Consider the following 21,525-nt stretch of genomic DNA (forward strand, 5'->3'; position numbering starts at 1 on the left):
TTCACTGTACAAACATTCAGTAAATCGTTGAGTGGTTGCTTCCACCGTCGACACTGCTAGCATCCGTGTTTCCAACCCCGCCGCTGCCGCCGCCCAGGCGCCAGCGCTGCACTGCCAAGGACCGCGATGCCACCTGCGCCACTGGATACCCGCTACCAGATCGAGACCCCGGAGGGCGTCGACCTGCCCCTGCGCCCCGCCGGGCTGCTGGTACGCTCGCTGGCCTTTGCCTTCGACCTGGGGTTGCGCGGCCTGATTCTCGGCATCCTGTTCATCGCGCTGGCCTTTCTCGGCAACCTGGGCATTGGCCTGGGTTCGCTGCTGCTGTTCCTCGTCAGTTGGTGGTACATGGTGCTGTTCGAAGTGCTCAACCAGGGCTGCTCGCCCGGCAAGCAGATCATGGGCCTGCGGGTGGTACAGGACGATGGCACGCCCATCGGCTGGTCCGCCTCGCTGGTCCGCAACCTGCTGCGCTTTGTCGACATGCTGCCCTTCGGTTACTTCCTCGGCGCCATCAGTTGCCTGCAACACCCCCACTTCAAGCGCCTGGGCGACCTCGCAGCCGGGACGCTGGTGATCTACCGCGAACAAGCGCTTTCCCGTCCGCAAGTACCGCAAGCCCCGGCACTGCGCCTGCCGTTCGCCCTTGAACTGAGCGAGCAACGGGCCATTCTCAGCTTCGCCGAACGCCAGGGCGAACTGTCCGCCGAGCGGGTCAATGAACTGGCTGCGATCCTTGCCACGCCCCTGCAAGTCTCCCCTGCCCGCGCCGTGGCGGAACTCAATGGCGTGGCCCGCGGATTGTTGGGGCCAGCATGAAGCAGAGTCTTTTCGAAAGCCGCCACCAGCCACAATGGCAAGCCTTTGCCACACAGCTGACACAGCTCGAAAAAGGCCAAGCCAGGCACGCTGATTTCGCCGACTTCCCTCATCAATACCGGCAGCTGTGCCAGCACCTGGCCCTGGCACAGGAGCGCGGCTACAGCAGCTACCTGGTTGACCCGCTGCAGCAACTGGCCTTGCGTGGCCATCAACAGTTGTATCGACATCGCAGCCAACTGGGAGCAAACGTGCTGGGCTTCCTGCTGGCCGACTTCCCCAGGCTGGTTCGCGCGCAATGGCCATTTGTGCTGGCCGCCAGCCTGCTGTTCTTTGGCAGCCTGATCGGCATCGCCTTGCTGGTGTACCTGTTTCCGGACCTGATCTACAGCATCGTCAGCCCGCAACAAGTGGCCGAGATGCAGGGCATGTACGATCCCGATGCCAGCCGGTTGGGCCGGGCAGCCGAACGCGCCTCAAGCGAAGACTGGATGATGTTCGGCTACTACGTCATGCACAACATCGGTATCGCCTTCCAGACCTTTGCCGCCGGGCTGTTGTTCGGCTTGGGCAGCGTATTTTTCCTGTTCTTCAACGGCCTGATAATCGGTGCCGTTGCCGGGCACCTGACACAAATCGGTTATGGCCAGACCTTCTGGTCGTTTGTGATTGGCCATGGCGCCTTCGAACTCAGTGCCATTGCCCTGGCCGGCGCAGCAGGCCTGCAACTGGGCTGGGCATTGATTGCACCGGGGCAACTGACAAGAGGCGAATCCCTGCGACTGGCTGCGCGCAAAAGCGTGCAAATGATTTGTGGGGTGATGGTGTTCCTGCTGATCGCCGCGTTTATCGAAGCGTATTGGTCCTCCACCACTGCCGTGGCACCGTGGATCAAGTACCTGGTGGGCGCCGCGCTGTGGTTGCTGATGGCTGCCTACCTGCTGTTTGCCGGACGGAATCGCCATGCGCCTGAGTGACGCCAGCGTCGTGATCCGCCCGCGTACCTCGTGGGAAGCCATGGACCTCGGCATCCTGCTGGCCCGCGAACACCGACTGCTGCTGATGAGCAGTTGGGCCATCGTGACCTTGCCGGTCTTCGCCCTGTTCAGCGTGCTGCTGTGGAACCACCCCTCCACCGCGCTGTTGCTGTTCTGGTGGTTGAAACCCGCCTTCGACCGCCTGCCACTGTATATCCTGTCCAAGGCCCTGTTCGGCGAAACACCCAGCCTGAAGCAGGCTCTGCGCCAATGGCCGCGCCTGCTCAAGAGCCAAATGCTGGCCAGCCTGACCTGGCGGCGCTTCAGCCTGAGCCGTAGCTTCGAGATGCCGGTAGTCCAGCTCGAAGGCCTGCACGGCCAGGCGCGCCAACAACGTCTTGGAGTGCTGCAACAACGCAACGCGGGGGCCGCCCGCTGGTTGACCCTGATCGGGGTGCACCTGGAAATCGCCCTGTGGTTCGGGTTGATGGCCGCGTTCTATTTCTTCCTGCCGCAAGAGGTCGAGCGGGACTGGGATTGGCAACAGCTGGTGCTCACTGCGGGACACGACTGGCGGTGGCTGGAACACCTGACCAATGCCTTCTATGCCCTGATCCTGGTGTTCTGGGAACCCATCTATGTCGCCTGTGGCTTCAGCCTGTACCTGAACCGCCGCACCGTACTGGAAGCCTGGGACCTGGAACTGGTGTTCCGCCGATTGCGCCAGCGCCTGAGTGGTGTGGCACCGGTCCTGCTGCTGATGATCGGGCTGATGCTGGTCCCGACGGCGCCACCGGTGTGGGCGGATGAGCCGGTTCCCCAAAAGCCCCTGAGTACGCAATCGGCCAATCAGTCGATCAAGGCGCTGCTGGAGCAGCCACCGTTCAAAAACCCGGAAACCGTCACCCGCTATCGCTTCGGCGAAGATAAAGCCACAGACAAAAACAAAGCGGCAGGTGACGCCAAGCTGCCGGCCTGGCTGGAAGCATTCCTGAAAAACCTCAACAGCGATTCGTTCAAGCACATCGCGAAAGGGCTTGAGGTACTGCTCTGGGGATTGCTTGTGGGTGGGCTGGCCCTGGTGATCTGGCGTTATCGCGACTGGCTGCATGCGTTTGTCAGCCGACGCAGACCGCACAAGCCCAAGGCTGCCAACCCAGCTCCCCCACAACTGTTCGGCCTCGAACTGGGGGCCGACACGCTGCCGGAAGACATCGCCGGCACCGCCGAACAGCTCTGGGCAACCCAGCCCCGGGAAGCCCTCGGTTTGCTTTACCGTGGCTTGCTCAGCCGCCTGCTGCACGACTTCAACCTGCCGCTGAAAAGCGCCGACACCGAAGGTCAGGTCCTGGAGCGTATCCGCCAACTGCAACAACCGCAGTTGCTGGCATTCAGTGATGAGCTGACCCGCTACTGGCAAAACCTTGCCTATGGCCACCGCCTGCCGCCCGCACTGGCGCAACAACAGCTGTGCAGCAACTGGCGAGCCCTGTTCGGCTCCGGAGCGGCGCAATGAACCGGCCATTGCTGTGGGTGGGGCTGCTTGTTGCATGTCTGTTGGCCGCAGGCGGCTTTTATGCCTGGCATAAGGCGATTCCCTACCAGGAGGTGGTCGATCGCGGCCCTTCGCCTGAAGCCCTCGCCAACCCCTACCTCGCGGCGGAACACTTTCTGCGCCAGCAAGGCCTGGTGGTGGAGCAGACCAACAGCCTGGAGCGGCTGGCCAGCCTTTCGCCCGAAGGCAACAGCCTGTTGTTGCTGGGCGAGCGCAGCAACATGAGCCCGCCGCAGGTGGATCAACTCCTGCAATGGACCCGGGCTGGCGGCCACCTTCTACTGGTAGCCGAAGCGTTGTGGGATGAGGACACCGGCAAAAGTGGTGACCTGCTGCTGGATCGCGTGCAGATACATCAATCCTTCAGTGAAGAATTCGACGCTCCAGCGCCCGCGCGTAAAAAGAAAGCGCCGGACCTGACCAAACTCTATGTGGATAACGAAACGGCGCCGGCCTATTTCAGCTTCGACACCGACTTCAACCTCACCGATCCCAGGCACCTGGCGCAATTCTCGGCCAACAGCGCCCGGTCGACGCACCTGATGCAGGTCAACCTCGGGCAAGGCCGCGTCACCGTGGTCACCGACAGCGACCTGTGGAAAAGCCCGGCCATTGGCAAACACGATAACGCCTGGCTGCTCTGGTACCTGAGCCAGGGCACTCAGGTTACGCTGCTGTTCAACACCGACGTCGAGGATCTGTTCAGCCTGTTGCTGCGCTACTTCCCCCAGGCCCTGGTGGCACTTGCCGCACTGATCGCCCTGGGGTTATGGCACGCCGGCATGCGCCAGGGCCCGATCCGGCCACCGGCACCCAAGGCACGCCGGCAACTGCAGGAACACTTGAAAGCCAGTGCCGACTTCCTGCTGCGCCGCAGTGGGCAAAACAGCCTGCTAATTGCCTTGCAGCGCGACATCCAGCGCACAGCCCGGCGCCGTCATCCCGGGTTCGAACACCTCGACACCACCGAACAATTGCAGGTCCTTGAACGCCTGACCCGCCAACCCGCCCTCATCATCAGCCAGGCCCTCGGCCCACTCCCGGCGAAACGGCTTTCCAGCGCCGACTTCAGCCGCCAGGTGGCCTGCCTGCAAACCCTCAGGAATGCCCTATGAGCGAATTTCCAGCCGTTGACCCGATTCAGCGCGCCAGCCAACTGGCCCAGGCCTTGCGCGTGGAATTGCGCAAGGCAGTCATCGGCCAGGACCCGGTAATCGATGACGTGCTCACTGCGTTGATCGCAGGCGGCCATGTCCTGCTTGAGGGGGTGCCCGGGCTGGGCAAGACCTTGCTGGTACGGGCCCTGGCTCGTTGCTTTGGTGGCGAGTTCGCGCGCATCCAGTTCACACCGGACCTGATGCCCAGCGACGTGACCGGCCATGCCGTGTACGACCTGCATACCGAACAGTTCAAGCTGCGCAAGGGGCCGCTGTTTACCAACCTGCTATTGGCCGACGAGATCAACCGCGCCCCGGCAAAAACCCAGGCAGCACTGCTGGAAGCCATGCAGGAACGCCAGGTGACCCTCGAAGGCGAGGCGCTGCCCATCGGCCAGCCGTTCATGGTGCTGGCCACCCAGAACCCCATCGAGCAGGAAGGCACTTACCCGTTGCCCGAAGCCGAGCTCGATCGTTTCATGCTCAAGGTGCGCATGGACTACCCCGAGGCGCAGCAGGAACTGGACATGGTGCGCGAAGTCACCCGCTCGTCCCGGGCCGACATGCTCGACGTCCAACCGCTGCGCACGGTGCTGCACGCTGAAGACGTGCTGCTGTTGCAACAGATTGCCAGCGAACTGCCGCTGGATGAGCAGGTACTCGACTACGCCGTACGCCTGGCCCGCACCACCCGCAGTTGGCCAGGCCTGACCATCGGCGCCGGCCCCCGGGCCTCCATCGCCCTGGTGCGTGGCGCTCGGGCCCGGGCCTTGCTGCGCGGTGGCGAGTTCGTGACCCCGGACGACATCAAGGGCTGCGCCCTGGCGGTGTTGCGCCACCGCGCGCGGATCGCGCCGGAGCTGGATATCGACGGGTTGGAAGTCGACCAGGTGCTCCGGCAACTGCTGGACCAAGTCCCGGCGCCACGGCAATGACACGCCCATGAGACCGGCCCGCCTGCTATTGATCTGGCTCAGTGTGCTGCTGGGCCTGGGCATCGTGCTCGGCGCGTTGGTGGCGCTGCAGTTCAAGGTACCCGGCACCCTGCACTCAGTAACCTGGGGCTTGCTGCTCGCGCTGTTGCTGCTGGCCTTGCTGGACGCCAGCCGCTTGCGCCGCCGGCCCTCCCCGCGCGTACGACGGCAGATGCCCGGCAGCCTCGCTTTGGGTCGCTGGGGAGATGTGCGGGTGACACTGGAACACGATTATCGACAGCCGCTGGTAGCCCGTGTATTCGATCATGTGCCTGACGGCTTGGCGGTGGAGAACCTGCCACAGTCCATCGAACTGCGACCCGGTGAGCAGAGTGAATTGGGTTACCGCCTGCGGCCACTGCGGCGCGGGCATTTCAGTTTTACCCGGTGTGAAATCCATCTTCCCAGCCCATTGGGGCTGTGGTCGGCACGGCGCTTGATAGATGTCAGCGATGCCACCCGCGTCTACCCGGACTTCGCGCGCCTGTACGGGGCTCAGTTGCTGGCGGTGGACAACTGGCTCAACCAGCTTGGCGTACGCCAGCGGCAACGACGCGGGCTGGGCCTGGAGTTTCATCAACTGCGCGAGTTTCGCGAGGGCGACAGCCTGCGCCAGATCGACTGGAAAGCCACCGCCCGGCAACGCACGCCGATCGCCCGGGAGTACCAGGATGAGCGCGACCAGCAAATCATGTTCATGCTCGATTGTGGCCGGCGCATGCGCAGCCAGGACGCCGAACTGTCGCACTTCGACCACGCTCTCAACGCCTGCCTGTTACTCAGCTATGTCGCCTTGCGCCAGGGGGATGCCGTAGGGCTTTGCACGTTTGCCAGCGACCAGCCGCGCTACCTCGCCCCGGTCAAGGGCAGTGGTCAGCTCAACCTGTTGCTGAATACCGTGTATGACCTCGACACTTCACGGCGTACGGCCGATTACCAGGCGGCCGCCAGCCAACTGCTGGCCCGGCAGAAACGCCGCTCGCTGGTGATCATCGTGACCAATCTGCGGGATGAGGATGATGAAGAGTTGCTGGCCGCCGTCAAACGCATCAGCCGCCAGCACCGGGTGCTGGTCGCCAGCCTGCGGGAGGAGGTCCTTGACCAGTTGCGCCAGGCCCCCGTGCAAACCCTGCCCGAAGCCCTGGCCTATTGCGGCAACATCGACTATCTCAATACCCGGGACGAACTCCACGACCGCCTGACCGCCCACGGCCTGTCGGTCCTGGACGCGCTGCCTTCGGAATTGGGAGCCGCTTTGGTGACCCGCTACCTGGGCTGGAAAAAAGCCGGAGCGTTATAAGGACTGGCGCGCCGCCCAGAGAGCAGCGCGCCGACAGAACCTAGGCAGAAGCCTGCAAGGGATCAAAGCTGAAGTAATTCAACAGTGCGCTGATCACCTCGCCATATTCGGCAGGCGCCCGGGACACACTGAACCCGGAGTCGTAATGCTGAGGGTTGATATCCTCATGGCACCACAGGCAGGTAGCCGTGAGGTCTACCGCATGCACCTCGCCCTCGGGGCCGGGAATCTTCAAGCGCAGTTCGAATTCCACGTCGATCATCATGGGCAATTGGCTGATCAACATCAGCCCCTGCTCGGACACATTGCCCAGATAGCCAATGGGCTTGTCCGTCAGGCGATTGAACACTTGCAGGAAGCAGGGTAACTGATGCCGCTCGATCCGCCGGTGAGTAAACATGATGAGGTCGCCATCCAATGGCCATGAATTTGGCCGCTCCAGTGATTCGGAACGAGCCCGACAGGCCCGCTCTCCCCGGATATCGGTGCGACAACAGCCAGTGCCTTGTCACTTTACAGCCGCCAAATCCGGGCATTCCATCCGTTCGAATAGAAACCTATACAAACCGACATTTAAAGATTAGCCCAAGACTGGCAACGAGCCAGCTATAGCATGACAAATATCATCACAATGACGCCGGACGCGGCTGGGCAACGCTCGCGCCGGGGTAATGCCCCAGTTGTTGCAGGGTATCCAAACGGGCACGCGCGCGGAATGCGTACTCGCTCGCCGGGTACTGGCTGATGATGAACTGATAGGTTTGCGCCGCATCGACGAACAGTTTCTCGCGCTCCAGGCACTGCCCGCGCAGCATCGAGACTTCCGGTTGCACGTAGCGCCGGGAACGGCTTTCACGGTCAACCTGGGACAATTCAAGGGTGACCCGCTGGCAATCGCCTACGCCGTAAGCGCGGTACGCATTGTTCAAATGATGGTCCATCGACCAACGGGTGCAGCCGACAACACTGACGGCCAGGGCAGCAATGATCACGATTCGCATGGGGGGTTCTCCTGTCTTGTGCAGTGTATCGACCCTTCATCGAAAATCTTCAAGGTTGTTCATCTGTTCATGCAGAGTGAAAACAAGCGAATCATCGATAAGTAGTGCAAACGAACAATGACTACAACCAAAGAGCATAGTAGCCTTCCCCAGCGCTTGAACTCAGGAGTCCGTGCATGTCCGTCCGTCGTACCAAAATCGTCGCCACCCTTGGCCCGGCCAGTAACTCGCCGGAAGTCCTCGAACAGCTGATTCTGGCTGGCCTGGACGTTGCCCGTCTGAACTTCTCCCACGGCACCCCGGACGAGCACAAGGCTCGCGCCAAGCTGGTGCGTGACCTGGCCGCCAAGCATGGCCGCTTCGTTGCACTGTTGGGTGACCTGCAAGGCCCGAAAATTCGTATCGCCAAATTCGCCAACAAGCGGATCGAGCTGAAGATCGGTGACAAGTTCACCTTCTCCACCAGCCACCCGCTGACCGAAGGCACCCAGGACGTAGTGGGTATCGACTACCCGGACCTGGTGAAAGACTGCGGCGTCGGCGACGAACTGCTGCTGGACGACGGTCGCGTGGTCATGCGCGTCGACACCGCAACGCCAACTGAACTGAACTGCACCGTGATCATCGGCGGCCCGCTGTCCGATCACAAAGGCATCAACCGTCGCGGCGGTGGCCTCACAGCTCCAGCCCTGACTGAAAAAGACAAGGCCGACATCAAGCTCGCCGCCGAAATGGAAGTGGATTACCTCGCGGTATCCTTCCCGCGCGACGCTGCCGACATGGAATACGCCCGTAAACTGCGCGACGAAGCCGGCGGTACCGCCTGGCTGGTGGCGAAGATCGAACGCGCCGAAGCCGTGGCCGATGACGAAACCCTCGACGGCCTGATCAAGGCTTCCGACGCCGTCATGGTTGCCCGTGGCGACCTGGGCGTGGAGATCGGCGACGCCGAGCTGATCGGCATCCAGAAGAAAATCATCCTGCACGCACGTCGCCACAACAAAGCGGTGATCGTTGCGACCCAGATGATGGAGTCGATGATCCAGAACCCGATGCCGACCCGCGCCGAAGTGTCCGACGTGGCCAACGCCGTGCTCGACTACACCGACGCCGTGATGCTCTCGGCTGAAAGTGCGGCTGGCCCGTACCCGCTGGAAGCCGTACAGGCCATGGCGCGCATCTGCGTCGGCGCTGAAAAGCACCCGACCAGCAAGACCTCCAGCCACCGTATCGGCAAGGTCTTCGAAAGCTGCGACCAGAGCATCGCCCTGGCCGCCATGTACACCGCCAACCACTTCCCGGGCGTGAAAGCGATCATCGCCCTGACCGAAAGTGGCTACACGCCGTTGATCATGTCGCGCATCCGTTCTTCGGTGCCGATCTACGCGTTCTCCCCGCACCGCGAAACCCAGGCCCGCGCGGCCATGTTCCGTGGCGTCTACACCGTACCGTTCGACCCGGCTTCGTTGCCGCCTGAGCAAGTCAGCCAGGCCGCGATCGACGAGTTGCTCAAGCGCGGCGTTGTGGAGAAAGGCGACTGGGTCATCCTGACCAAGGGCGACAGCTACCACACCATCGGCGGCACCAACGGCATGAAGATCCTGCACGTTGGCGACCCAATGGTCTGAGTGACACGCTGAAAAACAAAAGCCCCGCCATGTGAATGGCGGGGCTTTTTGCATTTCAGATCGGGATATTCCATTGGCTATCAGGGCCTCATCGCAGGCAAGCCAGCTCCCACAGTTGACCGAGTTGACTTGCAGAAACGCGATTAACTGTGGGAGCTGGCTTGCCTGCGATGGCGCCCGTTCCCACAACACTTCTTCATCGCCTGGCGATAAACCCCGACAACGCGGCAATCGCCTCCGGCGACTTCAACCGCTGGGTAAACAACGCCCCCTCCTCTTCGATCACCTTGCGCAACTGTTCGCGATCGACGCTTTTCATCAGGTGCTTGCTGACTTGCACCGCGCCCGGCGCAAGGACTTCGAACCGGCCGGCGACTTCCCGCGCCTTGGCCAATGCCGCCTCACCACTGCCCAACGCTTCGGTCGCAATGCCCCAGATAGCCGCCTGCTCACCGCTGAATCCTTCACCCAACAGCAACAACTCCGCCGCCTTGGCATGCCCCAACAGTCGAGGAAGGATCAAACTGGAACCAAACTCCGGACACAGCCCCAGGTTGACGAACGGCATGCGCAACCGCGCATCCCGGCTGACGTACACCAGGTCACAATGCAGCAGCAGCGTTGTACCAATCCCCACCGCCACACCCGCCACCGCGGCAATCACCGGCTTTCGGCAATTGAGCAAACTGCGCATGAAGTGAAACACCGGGCTGTCGAGATCCGCCGGTGGTTGTTCAAGGAAGTCGCCAATATCATTACCGGCGGTGAAGCACTCACTGCTGCCCTGGATCAGTACCGCATTGACGCCGGTATCGGCATCGGCCTGCTCCAGCGCCGTGGCCAGTTGGCTGTACATGGCGCGGGTCAAGGCGTTTTTCTTGTCCGGGCGGTTGAGCTGCAGGATCAGCAACCCGCGTTCGCGTTGCTGCAGGATGGCATCGGTCATGGCAAATCTCGCGGCTGGAAAATTCAGCGCTCAACCACGGGGCAGGAACACATCGGCCAGCAGTTGATTGCGCGGCAGTCCGGCCAGGAACAGGCGCTTGGAGAAGGCCTCGACGCTGGCAGGGTGCCCGCAGAGTAAGGCCAGAGTTTGCCGGGAAACAAGCCGCAGTTGCGCCAAAGCCTCGGTTGCCTCAGCCGCCGTCCATCGCTCAACCGTCACGTTCGGGTGCGCCGCAGCCAGTTGCGCCAAAGGCTCGGCCAGATAATGACCGTCTGCATCATGGGCCAGGTGAATGACCCGGATGGCGCCCTGGTGATCCTGACGCAGGGCCTCGCGCAACACGCCCCACAGCGGCCCAAGGCCAGTGCCCGAAGCCAGCAGCCACAGCGGCCGGGATTGCCAGTCGGGGTCGTACTGCAACGCGCCGCCCCGCAGTTCGCCCAGGCGCAGGCTGTCACCGGCCTTGAATTGGCGGGCGGCGTCACTGAATTCACCCGGCAGCCGGCAATCGATATGAAACTCGAGGAACGGGTCTTCCTGGGGCAGACTGGCCAGGGAATACGGCCGCGCGACGCTGCCCGCCCACAGCACCAGATGTTGCCCCGCCCGGTAGCGCAAGCCGCGCTCGGGTTGCAGTCGCAGGCGCAATACGCTCGGGTTCAACCAATCAACGCTCAGCACCGTCGCCGGCAACCCGTCACGCAACGGGTCAAAGGTCTCGACCCGCACGTCAGCCGTGACCTGGCACTGGCAGGCCAGGCGCCAGCCGTCCTGGCGTTGTGCCGGGCTCAGGGCATCCGGCTGGTTGTCCTGGATATCTCCCTGGCAACGCACCAGGCAGGCATGGCAACTGCCGGCGCGGCAGCTATAGGGCACGGCCACACCCGCCTGGTTCAGCGCATCCAGCAGGTTGCTGCCGGTGGCTACCGACCAGTGGTGTTCGCCGACGTGAAGTTCAGGCATCAAGGGTCTCGGGTCAAAAAGGCGGCTACAGGGAATCACGCCCGGTAGAGTTTGACCATAGTCGGGTGTATCGGCCACCGTGGCGGGTTATACTGCCGCGCCTTTTTAGCGTCGCGCCTGCACCACTTTGGCGTGCCTTGGAAAGGTGGCTTCAGCCGACCGATGCAACACTGACGCCACCTTTATTGAATGTTCCCTTATAGAGGAGCGCGACTCATGACCGTGATCAAGCAAGACGACCTGATTCAGAGCGTTGCCGACGCCCTGCAATTCATTTCCTACTACCATCCCGTTGACTTCATCCAGGCGATGCACGAAGCCTACCTGCGCGAAGAATCGCCAGCGGCCCGTGACTCCATGGCACAGATCCTGATCAACTCGCGCATGTGTGCCACCGGCCACCGCCCGATCTGCCAGGACACCGGGATTGTCACCGTATTCGTACGTGTAGGCATGGACGTGCGCTGGGATGGCGCCACCATGAGCCTGGACGACATGATCAACCAAGGCGTGCGCCAGGCTTACAACCTGCCGGAAAACGTCCTGCGGGCTTCGATCCTCGCCGACCCGGCCGGTGCGCGTAAAAACACCAAGGACAACACCCCTGCGGTGATCCACTACTCCATCGTCCCGGGTAACACCGTGGAAGTGGACGTGGCCGCCAAGGGCGGTGGTTCCGAGAACAAGTCGAAAATGGCCATGCTGAATCCGTCCGACTCGATCGTCGACTGGGTGCTCAAGACCGTTCCGACCATGGGCGCCGGCTGGTGCCCACCGGGCATGCTCGGCATCGGCATCGGCGGCACCGCCGAGAAAGCTGCGGTGATGGCCAAGGAAGTGTTGATGGAATCCATCGACATCCACGAGCTGAAAAAGCGCGGCCCGTCCAACCGTATCGAAGAGATGCGCCTGGAGCTGTTCGAGAAGGTCAACCAACTGGGCATCGGCGCCCAGGGCCTGGGTGGCCTGACCACCGTGCTCGACGTGAAGATCATGGACTACCCGACCCACGCCGCTTCGCTGCCGGTGTGCATGATCCCCAACTGCGCCGCCACCCGTCACGCGCACTTCGTGCTCGACGGTTCGGGCCCGGCGTCGCTGGAAGCGCCACCGCTGGACGCCTACCCGGAAATCGTCTGGGAAGCCGGCCCGTCGGCCCGTCGCGTCAACCTCGACACCCTGACCCCGGAAGACGTGCAGAGCTGGAAGCCGGGCGAAACCGTGTTGCTCAACGGCAAGATGCTTACCGGTCGCGACGCCGCGCACAAGCGCATGGTCGAGATGCTGAACAAGGGTGAAACCCTGCCGGTGGACCTCAAGGGTCGCTTCATCTACTACGTCGGCCCGGTTGATCCGGTGCGCGAAGAAGTGGTTGGGCCTGCCGGTCCGACCACCGCCACGCGGATGGACAAGTTCACCCGCCAGATCCTCGAGCAAACCGGCCTGTTGGGCATGATCGGCAAATCCGAGCGCGGCCCGACCGCCATCGAAGCGATCAAGGACCACAAGGCGGTTTACCTGATGGCCGTCGGCGGCGCGGCTTACCTGGTGGCCCAGGCCATCAAGAAATCCCGCGTGGTGGCATTCGCCGAACTGGGCATGGAAGCGATCTACGAGTTCGACGTGAAAGACATGCCGGTCACCGTTGCCGTTGATAGCAAGGGCGAGTCGGTACACATCACCGGTCCTGCCATCTGGCAGAAAAAGATCAGTGAAAGCCTGGCGGTAGAAGTGCAGTAAGCACGTCCCCTGCGGGATAAATGACCTTGTGGCGAGGGGGCTTGTCCCCCGTTGGGCTGCGCAGCGGCCCCGAAAAGAGCGGGAGTGCTGCGCACTCCAACGGGGGACAAGCCCCCTCGCCACAGGACAATCCCTCCCATCGCAACAAGCCATGCGCCTCATGCTATGGTGCTCGCCCCCAATTGCACTGTTCATCTTCGTATGATCGCGATTCCCCGCCCGTTGCGTTTGACCTTCTACTCCCTGCTGATCATTGCCGGTGCGATGCTGGCTGCCGCCCTGGCCACCCGCCACGCCGAACGCCTGGCCCTGGTGGACGACGCCGCCCGCGCCAATCAGCAGCTCATGCTTTATGGCAACTCCCTGCACACCCTGATCGAACGCTACCGCGCCCTGCCCGCCGTGCTGGCCCTCGACTCGGAAATGATCAGCGCCTTGAAAGGCCCGCTGGACGCCGCCACCCAGGATTTGCTCAACCGCAAACTGGAACGCATCAACGGTGCCGCCCAGTCTTCCACCCTGGAACTGATGGACCGCAACGGCCTGGCCGTGGCCGCCAGCAACTGGAACCTGCCCAGCAGTTACGTCGGGCACAACTATGCGTTTCGTCCCTACTTCAGCCAGACCCTGAGCCAGGGCACCGGGCGTTTTTATGCGGTGGGCGTGACCACCGGGATTCCCGGGTATTTCCTCTCCAGCGCGGTAGTGGGTGAGAACGAGCAGTTCCTCGGTGCCATGGTGGTCAAGCTGGAATTCCCGGAACTGGAGCGCGAGTGGGCACAGGGCAATGACCTGCTGCTGGTCAGCGATGCTCGAGGCATTGTGTTTATCGCCAACCAGCCGGGCTGGCGCTACCGCGCGTTGCGCCCGCTCTCAGACAGCGACCACGCCGAACTCAAGGCCACGCGCCAATACGACAAGAAACAGCTGCTGCCGCTGGACACCGAAGCCTTGCAACGCTTTGACGAAAACAGCCACCTGATGCGTGTCGACGGCCCCGACGGCAAGGCCAATTACATTTGGGAATCCCTGCCGCTGAAGGCCGAGGGCTGGACCTTGCACCTGCTGCGCAAGCCACAGGTTACCTTTGAAGACCAACGCAACGCCGGCCTCGCCGCTGCCGGATCATGGCTGGCGCTGGTGTTCCTGGTGCTGTTCCTGACCCAGCGCTGGCGCCTGGCCCGCCTGCGTCAGCGCAGCCGCGAGGAACTTGAACAGTTGGTGGAAGAGCGCACCCGCGCCCTGCGTACGGCGCAGGATGGTTTGGTGCAATCCGCCAAGCTGGCAGCGCTGGGCCAGATGTCTGCCGCCCTCGCCCACGAAATCAACCAGCCGCTGACCGCCCAGCGCATGCAGTTGGCGACCCTGCGGCTGCTGCTGGACCACGGCCGGGTGGACGACGCCTACCAGGCCCTGACCCCGCTGGACGACATGCTCACCCGCATGGCCGCCCTCACCGGCCACCTCAAGACCTTCGCCCGCAAGAGCCCCAGCGGCCTGCGCGAACGCCTCGACCTGGCCACGGTGGTGGACCAGTCCCTGCATTTGCTCGACGCCCGCCTGCGGGACGAAGCCATCGGCACCGTGCTGGACCTGACCCGCCCGGCCTGGGTACGTGGCGACGCGATTCGCCTGGAACAGGTGCTGATCAACCTGCTGCGCAATGCCCTCGACGCCATGGCCGACAAGCCGCGCAAGCGCCTGGAAATCCGCCTGCACGCCGACCAGCAACTGTGGTGCTTGACCGTCAGCGACAGCGGTGGCGGAATTGCCGAAGAGCACCTCAACAGCGTGTTCGACCCGTTCTTCACCACCAAACCGGTGGGCGACGGGCTCGGCCTGGGGCTCGCCGTGTCGTACGCTATCGTCCACGAACTCGGCGGCCGCCTGAGCGCCGGCAATCAAGGTGACGGGGCGATCTTTACCCTGACCTTGCCCATCGCCCTGGAGACGCCAGACCTATGTTGAATGCGGTGATTGTGGTCGACGACGAAGCCAGTATCCGCACGGCCGTCGAGCAGTGGCTCAGCCTGTCGGGTTTTGACGTGCAGTTGTTCAGCCGGGCCGAGGAATGCCTGGCGCAATTGCCCAGGGATTTTCCCGGGGTGATCCTGAGCGACGTGCGCATGCCCGGCCTCAGCGGTCTGGAGTTGCTGGCCGAAGTGCAGCGGCGCGACGCCGACCTGCCGGTGATTCTGCTCACCGGCCACGGCGATGTGCCGATGGCCGTAGAAGCCATGCGCGATGGCGCCTACGATTTCCTCGAAAAACCCTTCAGTCCTGAAGCCCTGCTCAGCAGCCTGCGCCGGGCGCTCGACAAACGCGGGCTGGTGCTGGAGAACCGCCGCCTGCATCAACAGGCCGATCACCGGGCCCAACTGGAATCCAGCCTGCTGGGGGTGTCCCGGGGTTTGCAGAACCTGCGCCGGCAAGTGCTGGACCTGGCAGGTCTTCCGGTCAATGTGCTGATTCGCGGCGAAACCGGCAGCGGCAAGGAACTGGTCGCCCGTTGCCTGCATGATTTCGGCCCCCGTGCGAAGAAGCCGTTTGTGGCGCTGAACTGCGCAGCGATTCCCGAGCAGCTGTTTGAAGCCGAGCTGTTCGGCCATGAAAGTGGCGCGTTCACCGGCGCCCAGGGCAAGCGTATCGGCAAGCTGGAATACGCCGACGGCGGCACGCTGTTTCTCGATGAAATTGAAAGCATGCCCTTGGCCCAACAGGTGAAATTACTGCGGGTGTTGCAGGAGCAAAAACTGGAGCGGCTCGGCTCCAATCAAAGCATCAAGGTGGACTTGCGGATCATCGCCGCCACCAAGCCGGACCTGCTGGACGAAGCCCGCGCCGGGCGTTTTCGCGAGGATTTGGCCTATCGCCTGACCGTCGCGCAACTGCGCCTGCCACCGCTGCGCGAGCGCCGGGAAGACATTCCGCTGCTGTTCGAGCACTTTGCACAAAGCGCCGCCGAACGCCTGGGCCGCAGCTTCGCCCCATTGAGCGGGCCAGCGCTGGGCCGCCTGCTCAGCCATGACTGGCCGGGTAACGTGCGGGAACTGGCCAACGTCGCTGAACGCCAGATATTGGGGCTGGGTGAACCGGAGCCGGAAGGCATCGAAGCCGGGCAATCGTTGGCGGCGCAGCAGGAAGCGTTTGAAGCCCATTGCCTGAAAGCCGCGCTGACCCGGCACAAAGGCGATATCAAGGCGGTGCTGGCCGAACTGCAACTGCCCCGGCGCACCTTCAACGAAAAAATGCAGCGCCATGGCCTGGCGCGGGACACGTTCCTCTAAACCGGTTTTTGTATCGCCTGGTAGGGCGCCATCGCAGCCATAAGCGGATTTCCGCTCATCCCCCTCCAATCATCAGCGACTTTCCGCTCAAAAAAATCTGCAAAGCCTTCTAGACCGGGCCTTCACCTGTTTGGCACAGCTCCTGCTATAGCCCCGACCAGGCTGCGCTACCGCGCGCTCCACAAAAACAATTAGATGAAGGATCCTTAAATGGATAACTCCAACTCCCTGCCTCTGGGGTCGGCGGCTGCGCCGGCAAAAGAACGCACCACCTCCAGCCGTATCAGGTCGATCTTCAGCGGGTCGGTCGGCAACATGGTCGAGTGGTACGACTGGTACGTCTACGCGGCCTTCTCGCTGTACTTCGCCAAGACCTTTTTCCCGAAAGGCGACACCACCGCACAACTCTTGAACACCGCCGCGATCTTCGCCGTGGGCTTCCTGATGCGCCCGATCGGTGGCTGGCTGATGGGCCTGTACGCCGACAAGGTCGGGCGTAAAAAGGCCTTGATGGCCTCGGTATACCTGATGTGCTTCGGCTCATTGCTGATTGCCCTGAGCCCCGGCTATGAAGCCATCGGCATTGGCGCACCGATCCTGCTGGTGTTCGCGCGTTTGCTGCAAGGCCTGTCGGTCGGTGGCGAATACGGCACCTCCGCCACCTACCTCAGCGAGATGGCGACCAAGGAACGTCGTGGTTTCTACTCCAGCTTCCAGTACGTGACCCTGATCTCTGGCCAGCTCATCGCCCTGGCAGTATTGATCGTGCTGCAACAATTGCTGACCACCGAGCAACTGTACGACTGGGGCTGGCGTATCCCGTTCGCCATCGGCGCGTTGTGTGCGGTAGTGGCGCTGTACCTGCGTCGCGGCATGGAAGAAACCGAGTCGTTCACCAAGAAAGAAAAGGCCAAGGAAAGCGCAATGCGCACCTTGATGCGCCACCCCAAGGAACTGATGACCGTGGTCGGCCTGACCATGGGCGGCACCCTCGCGTTCTACACCTACACCACCTACATGCAGAAATACCTGGTGAACACGGTCGGCATGAGCATCTCCGACTCCACCACCATTTCGGCGGCCACGCTGTTCCTGTTCATGTGCCTGCAACCCATCATCGGCGGACTGTCGGACAAGGTTGGCCGTCGGCCGATCCTGATCGCCTTCGGCGTCCTCGGCACGCTGTTCACCGTGCCTATCCTCACCACCCTGCACACCATCCAGACCTGGTGGGGCGCGTTCTTCCTGATCATGGCGGCGCTGATCATCGTCAGCGGCTACACCTCGATCAACGCGGTGGTAAAGGCTGAGCTGTTCCCGACCGAAATCCGTGCCCTGGGTGTGGGTCTGCCCTATGCGCTGACCGTGTCGATCTTCGGCGGCACCGCTGAATACATCGCGCTGTGGTTCAAGAGCATTGGCATGGAGACCGGCTACTACTGGTACGTCACCGCGTGTATCGCCGTGTCGCTGTTGGTGTACGTGACCATGAAGGACACCCGCAAGCATTCGCGGATCACCACGGACTAAGGGTTCGCCAGGTGTAAAAAAGGGGCCATGTCATTGACTGACATGGCCCCTTTTTAATTGGACTCAGGACAGCTCGGCCACCGCCTGGCGCCCATACCGGCGCTGGGCATACGCCGCCCCGGCAATCATCACCACCAGCACCGCCGCCAATACGGCCGACGAGCCGATGGTTCCAAAGTCCAACCCGCCCTTTTCATGGGGTTTGGTCAGGAAGTCACCCAGGGTTGCGCCGAACGGCCGCGTCAGCACAAACGCGACCCAGAACAGCAGCACCGACGAAATCCGCGTGAAGTATTTGAGCAACACCACCACCGCGATACTCGCGCCAATCAGCAAGGCCCCACCGGCAAACCCCAGCCCGGAATCATCCGCCAGGAAATCCCCCAGCGCCGTGCCCAGGGTGTTGGAAAACAGAATCGCCATCCAGTAGAACAGCTCACCGCGAAAGGTCTGGACCTTGTTCACGTTCAGCGAGTCGCCGCTGATACGCCACAGGGCAAAAATCGCCACCAGGATCGACACCAGAATCATCGAGCCCGTGGCATAACCCAGCCCCAGCGTGCGGTCCATGAAGTCGGACATGGTAGTGCCGGCAGTGCTGGTAGACAGGATCACGATCCAGTACAGCACCGGGTTGTAGGTTTTCGACCAGAGTTGCGTCACCAGGGTGACCAGGAACACGCTGATCAGGATCATCGAGCTGATGGCGTAACCGACATTCAAGGTCATCGACAGCAAATCCCCGGCGGTTTCGCCCAGGGTCGTGGCGCAGATTTTCATGACCCAGAACGCCAGGGTGATCTGAGGAAGTTTGTTCATTGTGCAGAAGGCTCCAAAGGCTCAGTCGTTCAAACGGTCGACTTATCGAGGGTGTCGACCTGGCGCGCAGACTGAACCGGGAGCTGTGAAAAATAGGTGGGGGCTGTATGAAAATTCCATATGGATGATAGAAATCCGCAGCATAGGATTGCACTATGATGCCCTCCCCGAACCGCGCAGCAGGAACCCCGGCCATGTCCGACGATATCCATTTCTACGAACCCGCCAACGGCCACGGCCTGCCCCATGACCCGTTCAATGCGATTGTCGGCCCGCGCCCGATTGGCTGGATCTCGTCCCACGACAGCCAGGGTCGCCTGAACCTGGCGCCCTACAGCTTCTTCAACGCCTTCAACTACATTCCGCCGATCATTGGGTTTTCCAGTGTCGGGCGCAAAGACAGCCTGAACAACATCGAACAGACCGGCGAATTCGTGTGGAACCTGGCCACCCGTCCGCTGGCCGAGCAGATGAACCAGAGTTGCGCGCCGGTATCACCCGAGGTCAACGAGTTTGAATTGGCCGGCTTGACGCCGGTGGCGTCGAAGGTGATCGCCGTGCCTCGCGTCGGAGAAAGCCCGGTGTCGTTCGAGTGCAAGGTGACGCAGATCATTCAGCTGCAGCGCGCCGACAAGGAACGGGTGCCCAGCTGGTTGGTGCTTGGCGAAGTGGTCGCGGTGCATATCGCCAAATGGCTGCTGAAAGACGGCGTGTACGACACCGCTGCCGCCGAGCCGATCCTGCGTGGCGGCGGCCCGGCGGATTATTTTCAGTTGGGGCCAGAGGCCTTGTTCAAGATGTACAGACCGAAAGCTTAGGAAACCGCTGCCCAGGTCAACTGGCCTTCCTCGTCGACATCGACCAGGCGCTCCAGTTGCCGGGCAGCCGCATCGTCGGCGTCATCAGCGGTCTTGAAGGTTTGTCCATCGAGGATCTTGTAAAAGCGCGGTGCGCCCATGCCATCCAGCGCCTTGACGGCGATGGCGGCGCTATAGCCACCCTCATCTTCACGCACCAAGGCGGAAACGGCTTCGTGGTGGGCAAACTCTTTACGTGCCATGTTGCAGGTCCTGGCCAATGGGAAAGGCGGCCATTCTAAAGCACTAACCCGCCAGTTGCAGGTACTCGCCATAGGCGTTGACGGCCGACGCGTCGGTAAAGGTCTGGAAGTCCATGCTGCGAACCACCATGTCATTCAACAACTCGGTGAAGACCATCAGCGCTGGCGAGCTGAAGTAGGCACTCATCGCCTGCTCACTGCTCCAGAAGCCCGACACCAACCACACATCCGGGTCTGCCTGGGAATGCTGCAACGAGAATTGCAGGCAACCCGGCGCCTGACGGCCCGGTTCAATCAAACTGCTCAAGCGTGCACCGAGTTCGGTGCTGTACCCGGTACGGGCACGGATAAAGGCCATATGGCTCGCGGGAATGGGGGTGGACATGTTCGACTCTCCCGTTGAGAAGTGATGCTCGGCAAGCACTGTGAGGGCGTGTTGCCACAGGATCAAAGATACTGGCGCAGGTGTGGATGCAGTTAGTCGATTCCTGCCGGCTTATTGCACAATCCTGCGAGATGCGTAGAGATAACAATCGGCCCGCGGGTTTTATTCCCGGCATGACTGCCGTATTTCAGGCGCATGACAGCCCCTGGCTTGCCTGATTCACGATTTATCGCAGGATCAGGCAAGGATTGTGCAGAATCGAAGTACCACTCTTTGCAAAGCCGCCTTTAAGCTGTGCCCATCGTCAAAGCACCAGAGGATGTCCCATGTCGTCGCCCGAACTTCGCTCCACGCCCCTCGACGCCGATATGGAAAAGCAGCGCGCAGAACTCGCCGGCATCGTGCGCCGGCATACCTGGGAGGATGGTTCCTACGGCACGGCGATCACGTCGCTGTACCTCAACCGCCACAACACCCCGCGCGACTTCATGCCGGTGCTGGTGGAGCCTGCGCTGTGCATCCTCGCCCAGGGCCGCAAGGAAGTGCGCCTGGCAGATGAAGTCTTCGCCTACGACCCGCTCAATTACCTGGTGTTCTCCGTATCGATGCCGGTGGCCGGGCGCATCCTCGACGCCACGCCGGAAGACCCCAACCTGTCGATTCGGGTCAACATCGACCCGGCGCAAATCACCGCGCTGATCGCCGAAGCCGGCCCCATGGGCGTGCCCACACGCCCGACCTCCCGCGGGATGTATGTCGACCGCCTGGACAACCAGTTGCTCGATGCCGTGCTGCGCCTGACGCGCTTGCTGGACACGCCGAAAGACATCGCGATGCTGGCGCCGTTGATCAATCGCGAAATTCTCTACCGCTTGTTGCGTGGCCCGCAGGGTTATCGGCTGTATGAAATCGCCGTGGCCAACAGTCAGAGCCATCGGGTCAGCCAGGCGATCAGTTGGTTGAACGGCAACTACGAACAGCCTCTTCGCATTGATGACCTGGCCAAGGAAGTGAACCTCAGCGTCTCGACCTTGCACCACCGCTTCAAGGCAATGACCGCCATGAGCCCGTTGCAGTATCAGAAGCAGTTGCGCTTGCAGGAAGCCCGGCGGTTGATGATCGCCGAGGGCCTGGAAGCCTCGGCGGCGGGCTATCGGGTGGGCTATGAAAGCGCCTCGCAATTCAGCCGCGAATACAGCCGGCTGTTTGGTGCGCCACCGTTGCGGGATCTGGCCAGGTTGCGCCAGAGCCTTTAACCGCCGTTATAACGCCCAGCACGACTAATGTGGCGAGGGAGCTTGCTCCCGTTGGACTGCGCAGCAGTCCCATCTTTTGGGGCCGCTTCGCGCCCCAACGGGAGCAAGCTCCCTCGCCACAAGTAATC

The 21,525-nt window shown here is 62.2% G+C and carries 20 protein-coding genes and 1 pseudogene; 13 read left to right on the top strand and 8 right to left on the bottom strand.

The features are described from left to right. Positions 1-126 precede the first annotated feature (126 nt). Genes MUM_RS0112035 through MUM_RS0112060 form a run of 6 tightly spaced genes read left to right on the top strand, consistent with a single transcriptional unit; the run spans position 127 to position 6,782 of the window. Entirely contained in the window at positions 127-819 is a 693-nt protein-coding gene (locus MUM_RS0112035) for an RDD family protein (protein ID WP_010169975.1), read from the top strand. Beyond that, a complete protein-coding gene (locus tag MUM_RS0112040) occupies positions 816-1,796 on the top strand; it encodes a stage II sporulation protein M (RefSeq protein ID WP_010169976.1) in 981 nt (326 codons plus the stop codon). Before MUM_RS0112035 ends, MUM_RS0112040 begins: the two co-directional genes overlap by 4 nt. Further along, a complete protein-coding gene (locus MUM_RS0112045) occupies positions 1,783-3,312 on the top strand; it encodes a DUF4129 domain-containing protein (protein WP_029615861.1) in 1,530 nt (509 codons plus the stop codon). The genes MUM_RS0112040 and MUM_RS0112045 overlap by 14 nt, the downstream gene beginning before the upstream one ends. After that, positions 3,309-4,466 carry a DUF4350 domain-containing protein gene (locus MUM_RS0112050; protein WP_010169978.1) on the top strand — a complete coding sequence of 386 codons (1,158 nt, stop codon included), beginning with the start codon at positions 3,309-3,311 and terminating at the stop codon, positions 4,464-4,466. The genes MUM_RS0112045 and MUM_RS0112050 overlap by 4 nt, the downstream gene beginning before the upstream one ends. Next, on the top strand, positions 4,463-5,443 hold the full coding sequence (locus tag MUM_RS0112055; RefSeq protein WP_010169979.1) for an AAA family ATPase: 981 nt from the start codon (positions 4,463-4,465) through the stop codon (positions 5,441-5,443). The genes MUM_RS0112050 and MUM_RS0112055 overlap by 4 nt, the downstream gene beginning before the upstream one ends. Before the next feature lie 7 nt (positions 5,444-5,450). Further along, complete coding sequence (locus MUM_RS0112060; RefSeq protein ID WP_010169980.1) at positions 5,451-6,782, top strand: DUF58 domain-containing protein; 1,332 nt, start codon at positions 5,451-5,453, stop codon at positions 6,780-6,782. A gap of 40 nt (positions 6,783-6,822) precedes the next feature. On the opposite strand, the gene MUM_RS0112065 is transcribed toward MUM_RS0112060, so the two are convergent. Together MUM_RS0112065 and MUM_RS0112070 are read right to left on the bottom strand one after the other, a co-directional pair. Next, positions 6,823-7,182 carry a PilZ domain-containing protein gene (locus MUM_RS0112065; RefSeq protein ID WP_010169981.1) on the bottom strand — a complete coding sequence of 120 codons (360 nt, stop codon included), beginning with the start codon at positions 7,180-7,182 and terminating at the stop codon, positions 6,823-6,825. Between the two features lie 226 nt (positions 7,183-7,408). Continuing rightward, a complete protein-coding gene (locus MUM_RS0112070; RefSeq protein WP_003214151.1) occupies positions 7,409-7,783 on the bottom strand; it encodes a tetratricopeptide repeat protein in 375 nt (124 codons plus the stop codon). 176 nt (positions 7,784-7,959) lie between these two features. Here MUM_RS0112070 and pyk point away from each other — a divergent pair, with 176 nt between their 5' ends. Further along, positions 7,960-9,411 carry a pyruvate kinase gene (gene pyk, locus MUM_RS0112075; RefSeq protein ID WP_010169982.1) on the top strand — a complete coding sequence of 484 codons (1,452 nt, stop codon included), beginning with the start codon at positions 7,960-7,962 and terminating at the stop codon, positions 9,409-9,411. 196 nt (positions 9,412-9,607) lie between these two features. On the opposite strand, the gene MUM_RS0112080 is transcribed toward pyk, so the two are convergent. Beyond that, positions 9,608-10,357 carry an enoyl-CoA hydratase-related protein gene (locus MUM_RS0112080; protein WP_010169983.1) on the bottom strand — a complete coding sequence of 250 codons (750 nt, stop codon included), beginning with the start codon at positions 10,355-10,357 and terminating at the stop codon, positions 9,608-9,610. 30 nt (positions 10,358-10,387) lie between these two features. After that, a complete protein-coding gene (locus tag MUM_RS0112085) occupies positions 10,388-11,320 on the bottom strand; it encodes an iron-sulfur-binding ferredoxin reductase (RefSeq protein WP_010169984.1) in 933 nt (310 codons plus the stop codon). A gap of 216 nt (positions 11,321-11,536) precedes the next feature. On the opposite strand from MUM_RS0112085, the gene MUM_RS0112090 reads away from it, so the two are divergent. The 4 genes from MUM_RS0112090 (at position 11,537) to MUM_RS0112105 (ending at position 17,877) form a co-directional block, all read left to right on the top strand. Next, on the top strand, positions 11,537-13,060 hold the full coding sequence (locus tag MUM_RS0112090) for a fumarate hydratase (protein ID WP_003214142.1): 1,524 nt from the start codon (positions 11,537-11,539) through the stop codon (positions 13,058-13,060). 201 nt (positions 13,061-13,261) lie between these two features. After that, on the top strand, positions 13,262-15,028 hold the full coding sequence (locus MUM_RS0112095) for an ATP-binding protein (RefSeq protein ID WP_010169985.1): 1,767 nt from the start codon (positions 13,262-13,264) through the stop codon (positions 15,026-15,028). Beyond that, a complete protein-coding gene (locus MUM_RS0112100) occupies positions 15,022-16,347 on the top strand; it encodes a sigma-54-dependent transcriptional regulator (RefSeq protein WP_010169986.1) in 1,326 nt (441 codons plus the stop codon). The genes MUM_RS0112095 and MUM_RS0112100 overlap by 7 nt, the downstream gene beginning before the upstream one ends. Before the next feature lie 210 nt (positions 16,348-16,557). After that, positions 16,558-17,877, top strand: a complete 1,320-nt coding sequence (locus MUM_RS0112105) for an MFS transporter (RefSeq protein ID WP_010169987.1) — start codon at positions 16,558-16,560, stop codon at positions 17,875-17,877. Between the two features lie 63 nt (positions 17,878-17,940). Here MUM_RS0112105 and MUM_RS0112110 read toward each other — a convergent pair whose 3' ends face one another. After that, positions 17,941-18,696 (bottom strand): COG4705 family protein, encoded by a 756-nt coding sequence (locus tag MUM_RS0112110; protein ID WP_010169988.1) that lies wholly within the window; start codon positions 18,694-18,696, stop codon positions 17,941-17,943. A gap of 194 nt (positions 18,697-18,890) precedes the next feature. Here MUM_RS0112110 and MUM_RS0112115 point away from each other — a divergent pair, with 194 nt between their 5' ends. Next, positions 18,891-19,514 (top strand): flavin reductase family protein, encoded by a 624-nt coding sequence (locus MUM_RS0112115; RefSeq protein ID WP_010169989.1) that lies wholly within the window; start codon positions 18,891-18,893, stop codon positions 19,512-19,514. On the opposite strand, the gene MUM_RS0112120 is transcribed toward MUM_RS0112115, so the two are convergent. Together MUM_RS0112120 and MUM_RS0112125 are read right to left on the bottom strand one after the other, a co-directional pair. Then, positions 19,511-19,756 carry a hypothetical protein gene (locus MUM_RS0112120; RefSeq protein ID WP_010169990.1) on the bottom strand — a complete coding sequence of 82 codons (246 nt, stop codon included), beginning with the start codon at positions 19,754-19,756 and terminating at the stop codon, positions 19,511-19,513. The genes MUM_RS0112115 and MUM_RS0112120 overlap by 4 nt on opposite strands. Positions 19,757-19,799: 43 nt before the next feature. Then, positions 19,800-20,141 (bottom strand): antibiotic biosynthesis monooxygenase family protein, encoded by a 342-nt coding sequence (locus MUM_RS0112125; protein WP_010169991.1) that lies wholly within the window; start codon positions 20,139-20,141, stop codon positions 19,800-19,802. Between the two features lie 326 nt (positions 20,142-20,467). Here MUM_RS0112125 and MUM_RS0112130 point away from each other — a divergent pair, with 326 nt between their 5' ends. Then, positions 20,468-21,397, top strand: coding sequence for an AraC family transcriptional regulator (locus MUM_RS0112130; protein WP_010169992.1), 930 nt, complete (start codon positions 20,468-20,470; stop codon positions 21,395-21,397). Positions 21,398-21,426: 29 nt separating this feature from the next. Here MUM_RS0112130 and MUM_RS1000000134995 read toward each other — a convergent pair. Further along, positions 21,427-21,519: pseudogene (locus tag MUM_RS1000000134995) on the bottom strand (N-acetyltransferase); the annotation flags it as partial. Between the last annotated feature and the right edge of the window lie 6 nt (positions 21,520-21,525).

It is taken from the genome of Pseudomonas sp. PAMC 25886 (assembly GCF_000242655.1).
Classification (GTDB): domain Bacteria; phylum Pseudomonadota; class Gammaproteobacteria; order Pseudomonadales; family Pseudomonadaceae; genus Aquipseudomonas.

Excerpts from the sequence above, each read along its gene's own strand:
- MUM_RS0112050 (WP_010169978.1), top strand. The coding sequence starts at position 3,309 with ATGAACCGGCCATTGCTGTGGGTGGGGCTGCTTGTTGCATGTCTGTTG.
- MUM_RS0112110 (WP_010169988.1), bottom strand. The coding sequence starts at position 18,696 with ATGAACAAACTTCCTCAGATCACCCTGGCGTTCTGGGTCATGAAAATC.
- MUM_RS0112120 (WP_010169990.1), bottom strand. The coding sequence starts at position 19,756 with ATGGCACGTAAAGAGTTTGCCCACCACGAAGCCGTTTCCGCCTTGGTG.
- MUM_RS0112125 (WP_010169991.1), bottom strand. The coding sequence starts at position 20,141 with ATGTCCACCCCCATTCCCGCGAGCCATATGGCCTTTATCCGTGCCCGT.
- MUM_RS0112085 (WP_010169984.1), bottom strand. The coding sequence starts at position 11,320 with ATGCCTGAACTTCACGTCGGCGAACACCACTGGTCGGTAGCCACCGGC.
- MUM_RS0112055 (WP_010169979.1), top strand. The coding sequence starts at position 4,463 with ATGAGCGAATTTCCAGCCGTTGACCCGATTCAGCGCGCCAGCCAACTG.
- MUM_RS0112065 (WP_010169981.1), bottom strand. The coding sequence starts at position 7,182 with ATGTTTACTCACCGGCGGATCGAGCGGCATCAGTTACCCTGCTTCCTG.
- MUM_RS0112040 (WP_010169976.1), top strand. The coding sequence starts at position 816 with ATGAAGCAGAGTCTTTTCGAAAGCCGCCACCAGCCACAATGGCAAGCC.
- MUM_RS0112035 (WP_010169975.1), top strand. The coding sequence starts at position 127 with ATGCCACCTGCGCCACTGGATACCCGCTACCAGATCGAGACCCCGGAG.
- MUM_RS0112060 (WP_010169980.1), top strand. The coding sequence starts at position 5,451 with ATGAGACCGGCCCGCCTGCTATTGATCTGGCTCAGTGTGCTGCTGGGC.
- MUM_RS0112100 (WP_010169986.1), top strand. The coding sequence starts at position 15,022 with ATGTTGAATGCGGTGATTGTGGTCGACGACGAAGCCAGTATCCGCACG.
- MUM_RS0112115 (WP_010169989.1), top strand. The coding sequence starts at position 18,891 with ATGTCCGACGATATCCATTTCTACGAACCCGCCAACGGCCACGGCCTG.
- pyk (WP_010169982.1), top strand. The coding sequence starts at position 7,960 with ATGTCCGTCCGTCGTACCAAAATCGTCGCCACCCTTGGCCCGGCCAGT.
- MUM_RS0112105 (WP_010169987.1), top strand. The coding sequence starts at position 16,558 with ATGGATAACTCCAACTCCCTGCCTCTGGGGTCGGCGGCTGCGCCGGCA.
- MUM_RS0112095 (WP_010169985.1), top strand. The coding sequence starts at position 13,262 with ATGATCGCGATTCCCCGCCCGTTGCGTTTGACCTTCTACTCCCTGCTG.
- MUM_RS0112080 (WP_010169983.1), bottom strand. The coding sequence starts at position 10,357 with ATGACCGATGCCATCCTGCAGCAACGCGAACGCGGGTTGCTGATCCTG.
- MUM_RS0112090 (WP_003214142.1), top strand. The coding sequence starts at position 11,537 with ATGACCGTGATCAAGCAAGACGACCTGATTCAGAGCGTTGCCGACGCC.
- MUM_RS0112045 (WP_029615861.1), top strand. The coding sequence starts at position 1,783 with ATGCGCCTGAGTGACGCCAGCGTCGTGATCCGCCCGCGTACCTCGTGG.
- MUM_RS0112130 (WP_010169992.1), top strand. The coding sequence starts at position 20,468 with ATGTCGTCGCCCGAACTTCGCTCCACGCCCCTCGACGCCGATATGGAA.
- MUM_RS0112070 (WP_003214151.1), bottom strand. The coding sequence starts at position 7,783 with ATGCGAATCGTGATCATTGCTGCCCTGGCCGTCAGTGTTGTCGGCTGC.